This is a genomic window from Nostoc sp. 2RC (assembly GCF_014222165.1).
In the GTDB taxonomy this organism is placed as follows: domain Bacteria; phylum Cyanobacteriota; class Cyanobacteriia; order Cyanobacteriales; family Nostocaceae; genus Nostoc; species Nostoc linckia.
This window is the reverse complement of sequence record NZ_JACKZU010000387.1, coordinates 1-7,659: the sequence shown is the minus strand read 5'-3', so window position 1 is coordinate 7,659 and position 7,659 is coordinate 1. Positions and strand designations below refer to the sequence as shown.

The window sequence follows — 7,659 nt, the reverse complement described above, 5'->3', positions numbered from 1 at the left end:
CTTTCCCCCTTCCCCTTCCCCCTTTATGACGGCTGCGTTAAATATTAGATTTTTTCAATTTAAGAAATCGGTTCAAAAACCATTTGAGGGATCAACGCTTGGTTTTGTAATTCTCCAATGCCTATAAAGCGAGTATCTTCATCATAAACTCGCACTATTCCAGAAACATCGAAAGTTAAAGATATTCGCTGACCTTGACACCATTTGCGAGCAGATGTTAGTGGTAAAGTCACAGATGGCAAATGTTGTAATGGCGCATCTGGATAAATGGGTTGAAATGTTCCAGTTTGTAGTTGTGTTTCTAAATCTGTGAAGGTGAGACTATCTGTTAAATAAAAACCACTGCTTTCGCTACGAGTTAAAGCAGCAAGCGTACCACCAGTTTCTAAAATTTCACCCAAATCACGAGCGATCGCTCTAATATATGTACCACTTCCACAGGCGATGGCCACATCTAATTCTGGAAAATCTCCTTGACGCCAATCCAAAATTTCTATGTGAAAAATCTCCACTGTCCGCACTGGAACTTCCACCGTTTTACCTTGACGCGCTAAATCGTAGAGACGTTTTCCATCCACTTGAATTGCACTATAACTAGGTGGGATTTGTTCAATTTTGCCTTGAAATTTTAATAGTGCAGTTTTTACTTGTGCTAAATTCAATTCTCCACAAGCTTGAGAATTAATAATTTCACCTTGTAAATCATCAGTTGTGGTACGCACACCCAGGCGAATTGTTGCTTTGTAAGCTTTGTTTCCTGGTAAATATTGTAATAATCTGGTGGCTTTACCAAAGGCGATGGGTAACACTCCGGTAGCTGCTGGATCTAGAGTTCCTGCATGTCCCACGCGTTTGAGGCGCAACAATTTCCGCACCCGCGCTACACAGTCGTGGGAAGTCCAGTCAAATGGTTTGTTTAAGTTGAGAAAACCTTGAGATAACACAAAATCAATAGTTCTATTTTTTCAAGTTTATAAATGCTTAAAACATTAATATAATTTTTTATTATACAGCAGATTTCCAATTGATGAAGTACACTAGATTAGCTTCCAAGCCTGGTATCAATTCTGTTTTACTTTTGAATGATGCTTTCTCATAATTCAAGAAAATCGCAGTTTTGTGAATATGAATAATATGAAAAAAATAATTTTTACCCTTACATTCCTGATTTGTTCTATTTTCATTGGTGGTTGTAGTGAATCTAATAACATTAGTTCTCCAGAAAATTCTGTCACAGCCAACCCAAATAATTCTCCATCGAATTCAGTAATTAAAGAAAATCCACAGAACAGTTCCCAACCCACTAAAGATTCAAATATATCTCAGCAACCATCTATTAAAAATGAAAATCCTTCTTTTGGCACTATTAAAGATATGCAAAATGGGGATTTAAAGTGCTATGTTTCTGTTGTCGATGGCAATGGGAAATTATATGAAGGGGTTGGTGCGATATTCGATGTTTGCGAGCCGGATAAATATGTGAATAAAAATGTCAATTTATTTTATGAACTAGAGGATGTCAATGATTGTCAAAGCGCTGAACCTTGTGGAAAAACAATTAAAGAATGGCTGATTACTAAAATCGAAATTCGAGATTAGAAATCATTGCAATAAACTTATTAATTATGAATTTTTCACTAGGGCGAAAGTTGATTTATTGATAAAACCTTCGGTAAAGTAACTGTAACTTTAGTTCCTCGTCCTACTTCACTGGATAAAGTGATATTACCGCCATGTAATTCTACACAAGTTTTGGCGATGGCCAATCCTAAACCAGTGCCAGGAATTGTATCAACGTTACTTCCCCGACTAAAAGATTGAAATAAATTTTCTCGATCTGCCATCGGAATACCAATTCCCCAATCTTGGACATAAAAAATAATTTGCGATTCTTTACCAATGAGATTAAACTCTACAGTACCTCCATTTGGAGAATATTTAATTGCATTGGATATTAAGTTAGTAAATATTTGTTGTAAAAGCCCGCGATCGCCACAAAAACCATGATAATTTCCAGTGATTTTAAAAATCAATTCGTGGCGCTCTCCTGCTGTTTCTCGCTCTTGTTCTATTAAATCAGAAAAAAATTGGAACAAATCGAGCTGTATCGGCTTGGGCTTGGGTTTTTCCTGTTCAAATTGATTAACTAAAAGCATATTGTCCACAAGTTTGGACATGTACCTTGCTTTTTGTTCAATAATTCCCAAAAATTTCTGCTGTTTAGCTTCATCGAGTTGCTCGCTATATTTTACTAATGTCGATGCCGCAGCCAAAATTGAAGTTAAGGGAGTTCGATATTCATGGGAAACTGTGCCAATAATTTGCGATTTAAATACATTGAGTTGTTTTTCTTTTGCCAGGGCTGCTTGAGTTTGGGCTAGCAATTCCGCTTGTTGGATAGCAATAGCTAGTTGCACCGATACTTCATTTAACATCTGAGCATCATCAGCTTGCCACTGTCGTTCATAGGAATTATGGTGAGCAATCAACAAACCCCAAAGCTTGGGAGTTGGATTTCCATTGTTGCTGAGATTAATCGGAACCACCAAATTTGATTCAGTGTTAAATTTCTCTTTCAAACTCAAACGATTACACAAGCCAAGTTCATAAATATGAGGGGATTGGGAATTAGATGCGGTAAGAGAGGAAGAGGCGGTGATGGGGTGACGCGATGAGGCGGGGAAGGAATTTTCCATATCCCGGTGTCCCCGCGTCTTTGTCTCCTCTTGATTCTGATTGCCGACGCGACCCTTGCACAGGGCTATAGTGCGGTATGAGTCAACAGAGGAGGCGACTATTTCACCCTCTTTATCTGTGGCGAACTGATATACCATCACGCCATCGCATTTCAAAAGTTGCTGCACCTCTACTACAGCCGTATTTAAAATTTGCTCTAGGTTAAGAGACTGGCGGATTCTCAAAGCAGTTGTAGCAATTAAACGTTGACGTTCGCGGGTTTTACTGAGTTGGGCTTGCAAGTACGATTGCTTGATGGCGTTACGGACTGCTAGTTGCAGTACATCTTGTGTCAGGTGTTGCTTGACCAAATAATCCAGCGCACCTCGTTTCATTGCCTGAACTGCAACCTCTTCATCACCCCGTCCTGTCAACATAATCACAGGTACAGAAGTATTAAATATCTCCTGCTGCATCTGATCGAAAAGTTCTAACCCACTTTTGTCAGGTAGGCAATAATCCAGCAGAATGATATCGCAATGTATTTTTTTGCACAAAGCAAGTCCTTCTTCTGCACAGTCAGCCTCCAAAATCTGGTATGACTGGTGCAGATCTTTCAAAAGATATCGACGATAGATTTTTCGATCTGCTGCACAATCATCGATGATGAGTAGCGTCCATGTGTCCAACATATTAAGTATGAGGATCGGGGAGCTAGATAGATCCCTTTTATCCAGATTGTGTTTTTATTGCATAATTCTAAAAATAATATAAAATAAATATAAATAAAAGCTAAATTATTTAGAAATACTAAAGCGATCGCAAATCCTAGAAGGCAGCAACAAAAACAGGAAAATGGAGAACATCAATCTCAGGCAGTCATACAGAAAAAAATTCTATAACCTCCTATCCTCCTGTCACTCCTCATTTTCCAGACAGCAAACACTGTGACTCAAAGATGAGAATGTCTCTGTGCCCTGTAAGTAGTCTTTTTTGTTATGCCTTGGTCTTTACTGCTTCATCATCTGGAAAATAAACAAATTAAGCCTACGCAGGCGGTGTATTGGCTTCCAGCCAGTAGTCTACAAAAGCCTGAATCGTCTTTTTTAGTTCTTGAGCATCCATCGGCTTTACTAGATATCCATTTGCGCCTTTTTGGTAGCACAGTTCAATATCTTTGGGGTTGGATGACGTAGTAAAAACTACGACGGGGATTTCCTTAAAAGTATTGTCTTGCTTGAGGCGGGCTAAGATGTCGCGGCCATCTATGCCTGGTAAATTGAGATCGAGCAAGATTACAGAAGGTCGTAATGCTAGTTGTGAGTTGCATGATTCTTCGCCTTGGAGGTAAGTATCGCTCTTCTGTTGATAGAGGAACTCTATAACCTCATCCCCATTGGTACAACGATGTATGGGGTTCTGGACGGACATGCGCCTCATCAGACGTTGTAGCATCCGAAAATCTTCATTGCTGTCCTCAACAACAAGCAGAGGTTCATGAAGTTTTTTTGTCATTCGTGGTCTTAAAACAACTTAACAAAAATATATATTTGGTGACTATCTTAAACTATTCGAGCGTAAAATAAAATATCGAGCCAATGCCTACAGCAGATTCGACCCAAATTTGACCGTTGTGCAGCTCAACAATTTTCTTAACAATAGCTAGTCCTGCACCTGCACCTCCGCCGTATTTTTCCTGGGAATGCAGCCGCTTAAATAATCGAAAGATGGTTTCTAGATGATGTTGGGGAATCCCAATACCGTTATCGCGGACATAAAAAATAGGGCATGGGGCATGGGGTATGGGCACAAGAGGCTCCAAGGGCAGAGGCTCCCCACCTCCCCATCTCCCTTGCTCCCTATCTCCAGAGAAGTAGCCAATCTCAACCCATTTTTCAGCTTTATCGTTGTATTTGAAGGCGTTACCAATTAAGTTACTGAAGACTTCGTTGACGAGAACGCGATCGCACTCCACTATGGGTAAAGGCCGAGGAATGCGAATATCCATCAGTCCAGAGTTGTGCTGACTAGCCCGAAAGACTTCAATTACTTGAGCCACCAATTCGTTGAGGTCGGTGGCTTGTTCTCGCAGTTGTGCTTGTCCTAACTGGGAAAGTCGCAGTAGAGCATTAATCAGCGTTTCCATGCGTACAGATAAGGAGACTACTGTCTGCAAGCACTCAACACCATCATCATCTAATATTTCGTCATAGTCTTCTAACAGTACCGTGGAAAAGTTATAAATACCCCGCAGAGGTTCCTTGAGGTCATGGGAAGCAGCATAAGCAAAGGAGGCTAGCTCTTGATTGCTGCGTTCTAACTCTAAATTAATTTTGGCTAACTCATCGGCCTTGGAGAGTACAATACCGACGATGGCATTTCTCAGACTCAAAGCACTGTCAAGTTCGCATGGTCTCCAAGGTAGAGAAGTTAATCTCACTGTTTCTTGCCAAGCTGCAAAAGATTTTCGCACAGATAAGGTCAGGCTACCATCTGCTTGGGCTTGAATGGATTCGTTGGGATTACCTGCCCAGTTTACTGTTTGGATAACTTCAGGGCGAAACCAAAGGATGTAATAGCGTCGGACTTGAGAAATCCGCAGTAGCAACAAGCCGCTAGCAGTATCTTTAAATATCAACGCTTCTGGGTAAAGCTTTGGCAAAGAATCAGTGGAAAACAAATTGTCATGAACTTGGGTATCCGCCCATTCAATCAGCGCCCGCACCTGGTCAATATTCGGTGTTGCTCCCACGAGGGTAACTTCATTATCCAAACAAATTGCTGCTCCTGAGGCGCTAACAAGATCTAACAAACGGATTTCCGGTTTGATGAGAGCATCAATAAAATTGTCGGCTTGGGAAATGGACTTGAGAAACTCAGACTGTAGCGATTTGAGCTTGACTTCATAGTCCCATTCCGAATGACTAATTTTGTGCGCTAATTCTGAAGAAACAATTTGTCCCAAAAATTCGCACATCTTCCGCACTTCATAAGAGAGATACTTTGGTGTTTGATGATGGCAAGATATTAATCCCCAAAGTTTTTGCTCTTGAATCAGTGAAATTACTAAAAGTGACGTGACTCCCATGTTTTGATGATATTCAATACAACAGGAATCAAAACTCCTCAACACACTGTAGCTTAAGTCAAGATTTTGGCCGGGAACTAGCTTGACAGCTTCCACAGTCAAATCAGGAATAAATCGTAGCAAAGAGCGCGTGTATAACTCCCTAGCTTGGGCTGGGATATCTGTAGCAGGGTAGTGGAGTCCTAAATAAGGTGATAAATCTTCTCCTTTGACTTCTACAACTACAGAACCGGCTCCGGATTCGTCAAATTGATACACCATCACACGGTGAAAACCAATAATTTCTTGGAGTTTCTCTGCTGCGATGTGCAAAAATTCGATTAAATTTGATGTGCTTTGCATTTTGGCTATGGCTTCACCCACCAATTCATGAAAGCCCAAGAAACTGACCTCCGATTCCGAGTCAGTGGGTTCTAGCTCCACAATGACAGCTTCTTGTGTGCGATGAACGATGGCATCAAAATACCGTTGGCCATTATCAGTGTTTATTAATACTCTAAATCCATTAGAAATACCAATTTTTTTCCCCAAGCACTGCTCAACAAGTTCCACTTTTTTACTGTCAAACAAACAGTTCAGGGGTTGATTGAGCAAATTTTCTGGCTCTTTACCCAAATATTCTGGGGTATTGTCACTGACTTGCACTATCTCTAGCTGAGTATTCAGTGCTAACAGTACGCCATGAGGTTGAATAGAGCCAGGTAGGTGAATGGGTTTGGAATCGTGGTTAGTCAGAGCGTTAGCTTGGGCATTGGTCTCTTCAGGCTGGCTCATAAATCAACTGATGTAAAGCTGATTTTTACAATAGCGCAATTAAATGTCACATTTCTTTAAAGTATATGCCGATAAGTGTGGAGGCGATCGTACTATGGCGTTTTTCACTAAATAGAGTACATGGTAGGGGTGAATAGCCATTAGACTTTACAATTACCTGTATGGCGATGGCTTTGTTTGGAATTGCCGTAGATTGATGCCGATCGCAATCAACAACAGGTTTGTAACTAATGCTTTGAGTCCAAAATATAAAATCTGATAAATACTTAGAAGCTTTTAGTCATAAATAGAACCTATTTGACGATAATTACTTAAATAATGAGAAGATGGCTATCGGTAAAAATAAAGACAAAAATTTAACAAACAAATAAATTTTATATATCTAAGGAAATAAGACTAGTGACAATAAAACTTGATTTAATCAAGTTCATAACACTAATGATGCCCACTAGGCAGCTAGTTAGCAGCTAGCTACCAGTAGGACTTCCTCCCTAATTGATTCGGCAACTTAGGAGGCCAATACATCGTGTCAAAAAGTTTTGATGACTCACATCCTCTTGAAGAGAGAGTCAGCATAAAATTAGATAATTTTCATCATCAAAATGATATAAAAAATACAGGAATTTTTCAAGGAAGGACAATACTTTTAGTAGATGACAATGAAGATATTATTACTTTTATTACCTGTATTCTAAAAATTTATGGAATCAGTGTGATTACTACATCATGTGCTATGGAAGCATTTGAAATCGTTAAAAAAGTAACAGTGGATCTTTTAATTAGCGACATCGATTTGCCAGGTAATTCTGGATATCTGTTGATCCAAAAAATCCGGACTCTTGCCTCAGAAAAAATGAGGGAAATTCCAGCGATCGCCTTTAGCGATGGAGGTGAAAATAAAGCTTATAAACAAGCTCTTGCATGTGGATTTCAAAGTTATATCAAAAAGCCTTCAAATCCTACACAATTGATTGTAGAAGTTGCAAAACTGCTGCGACGTTCTTGTAGCAGAGATTTTTCGTTATTTGGCGATTACTCTTGTTTAGCAGAAAGGTAATTTGTCATTAGGGTAGTGTTGGCTGGGGACGGGTGAGCGAAAAAAGGTGTGGGGAGTGTGGGGA

The 7,659-nt window shown here is 39.9% G+C and carries 6 protein-coding genes; 2 read left to right on the top strand and 4 right to left on the bottom strand.

Annotated features, from left to right (window positions below; all coding sequences use genetic code 11):
- Positions 1-59: 59 nt before the first annotated feature.
- Complete coding sequence (gene truB, locus GNE10_RS29400; protein ID WP_185569236.1) at positions 60-944, bottom strand: tRNA pseudouridine(55) synthase TruB; 885 nt, start codon at positions 942-944, stop codon at positions 60-62.
- Between the two features lie 190 nt (positions 945-1,134).
- Here truB and GNE10_RS29395 point away from each other — a divergent pair, with 190 nt between their 5' ends.
- The gene (locus tag GNE10_RS29395) at positions 1,135-1,599 is read left to right on the top strand and encodes a hypothetical protein (protein ID WP_185569235.1); all 465 of its coding nucleotides are present in this window, start codon (positions 1,135-1,137) and stop codon (positions 1,597-1,599) included.
- A 38-nt stretch (positions 1,600-1,637) separates the two neighbouring features.
- Here the strand turns inward: GNE10_RS29395 and GNE10_RS29390 are convergent, their stop codons facing one another.
- The 3 genes from GNE10_RS29390 to GNE10_RS29380 all read right to left on the bottom strand — a co-directional run bounded on the left by GNE10_RS29390 (position 1,638) and on the right by GNE10_RS29380 (position 6,538).
- Positions 1,638-3,368, bottom strand: a complete 1,731-nt coding sequence (locus GNE10_RS29390) for an ATP-binding protein (protein ID WP_185569234.1) — start codon at positions 3,366-3,368, stop codon at positions 1,638-1,640.
- A gap of 355 nt (positions 3,369-3,723) precedes the next feature.
- A complete protein-coding gene (locus GNE10_RS29385; protein ID WP_185569233.1) occupies positions 3,724-4,191 on the bottom strand; it encodes a response regulator in 468 nt (155 codons plus the stop codon).
- Between the two features lie 52 nt (positions 4,192-4,243).
- The gene (locus GNE10_RS29380; RefSeq protein ID WP_185569231.1) at positions 4,244-6,538 is read right to left on the bottom strand and encodes an ATP-binding protein; all 2,295 of its coding nucleotides are present in this window, start codon (positions 6,536-6,538) and stop codon (positions 4,244-4,246) included.
- A 526-nt stretch (positions 6,539-7,064) separates the two neighbouring features.
- Here GNE10_RS29380 and GNE10_RS29375 point away from each other — a divergent pair.
- A complete protein-coding gene (locus tag GNE10_RS29375) occupies positions 7,065-7,595 on the top strand; it encodes a response regulator (protein WP_311774877.1) in 531 nt (176 codons plus the stop codon).
- The last annotated feature ends 64 nt before the right edge of the window (positions 7,596-7,659 follow it).